Source organism: Janthinobacterium sp. ROICE36, from assembly GCF_002869965.1.
In the GTDB taxonomy this organism is placed as follows: domain Bacteria; phylum Pseudomonadota; class Gammaproteobacteria; order Burkholderiales; family Burkholderiaceae_D; genus Janthinobacterium.
The window spans coordinates 1-1458 of record NZ_PEBS01000170.1 but is presented as its reverse complement, the minus strand read 5'-3'; the positions used below and the strand labels follow the sequence as shown (position 1 = coordinate 1458).

The 1458-nt window shown below is 54.9% G+C and carries 2 protein-coding genes; both read right to left on the bottom strand.

Features of this window, described 5'->3' with window-relative positions; translation table 11 throughout:
* Positions 1-297 precede the first annotated feature (297 nt).
* On the bottom strand, positions 298-765 hold the full coding sequence (locus CSZ94_RS27250; protein WP_146009927.1) for a hypothetical protein: 468 nt from the start codon (positions 763-765) through the stop codon (positions 298-300).
* A 138-nt stretch (positions 766-903) separates the two neighbouring features.
* Complete coding sequence (locus tag CSZ94_RS28390) at positions 904-1371, bottom strand: LuxR family transcriptional regulator (protein WP_258001238.1); 468 nt, start codon at positions 1369-1371, stop codon at positions 904-906.
* Positions 1372-1458: the final 87 nt, after the last annotated feature.

Here is a 1458-nt window from a genome sequence, read left to right as displayed (position 1 = left end):
ATCCTCGGGCTTCTGGTAGTTGGCCAGCAAGCTGTCGGCCAGTTTGAGCAGTTCCGGGTCGGGCTTGGCCCGCTTGTTACGCTTTACAACGGTCATTGTTTCTCCTTGGTGGCGGCAGTGTCCTGCCAAATGACCGTTTACACAAAATTATTTACACCCTCGCCGCTGGCGCCATTCCACTGCCTTACTCGATTGTTTTGCTACCATCCCATCCATGACCAATCTCCATCGTGTTGAACATGGAGGAGATTGTGCCGACGCGGACGCTGCTCGGATATAACGCCGCTGGCTTACCGCTTACAAGTGCATGGGGCTGGACAATTCCTCAAACTCTGCACCGACTCCCTGCAGGATTGCTACCGACATGGCGACAGCGCGTAGCTGTCCGCGCCGACGTTCGATGAACGAAAGCCCCTGCGCAGGCGGTAGTCCTGATGCGAGGATCTGTCGCCGCAATCGGAAAATCTGTACATTTAGGTGGCATAGATCCAGGCCAAGCATCTTCGCCAAGTCGGTACAGTCAATCCAGCCGCAGCTACCCGAATCGAGACCTCCCCGCACGTCCTGCATGTGCTGGCGCACGAGGATCAGGAGGGCGTAGTGGTGGATGCGCTCGCCCAAGTCAAAAAGACGGCCCCCGTCTTCAATGATGAGGTTGACGTGTTCCTCGTCACGGCTCACTGTAAAGCGAAAAATCGGGCGCACAGTGCGAATAGCCGCGGTGATCATCGGTGTGGACACTGCTTCATTCTCGTCTTGAGACATACATTGAACAGCGCAGCAAGCGATGTTCGTTGCAGATGGTGCGTATATCCGTGTCATTGAGTTCCTTGACGTTGAATTGGCCAGTGTGGGCAAATGCTCCCGCAGACAATGCAAGCGCACCTTTAATGTGCATTCAGATTAGAGAAACGTTTCTATAACAGCAATGCCACATAGTGCGTACTGTTCTGCGACCCAGGCGGTCAACGTGCGAATGGAACGCATCCCCGTTTTGTGCAGGATACGTTGTCGGTGCTTGTCGACAGTTCTGGGACTGATTGCAAGTTGCCGCGCAATGAGCTTCGTGCTGAGCCCGTGGCATGCCAATGCAAGCACTTCAATTTCACCTGAGGTTAGTAGTGAGTCGATCGAGGCAATGGCGCGCAGCGTCGCGGCGCCCTCCGGTATCGCGACGCATACGAGGGCTGCGACGTTGCCGAGTTGGAGTTTCTGGCGCACCTGACTGCTGTACCGCCGTGCCGTGTCATAGGAGATGTTGAGGGCTACGGCAATCTGTCGATTGCTCAATCCTTGGGTGATGAGTTTGGCAACGAGGAGTTCGCGCGCTGCAGGGCGATTGCATGAAGGGTAGGTGCTCGGAGTGACGATAGGGTGAAATATTGCTTGTAAACACGTTGAGAAAGGCGTTTACTCTCGGTATTTGGACGCGTAAATGGCAAACGAACCGATCTCTCT

Coding starts and splice junctions, on each gene's coding strand:
- CSZ94_RS27250 (WP_146009927.1), bottom strand. CDS start 765: ATGTCTCAAGACGAGAATGAAGCAGTGTCCACACCGATGATCACCGCG.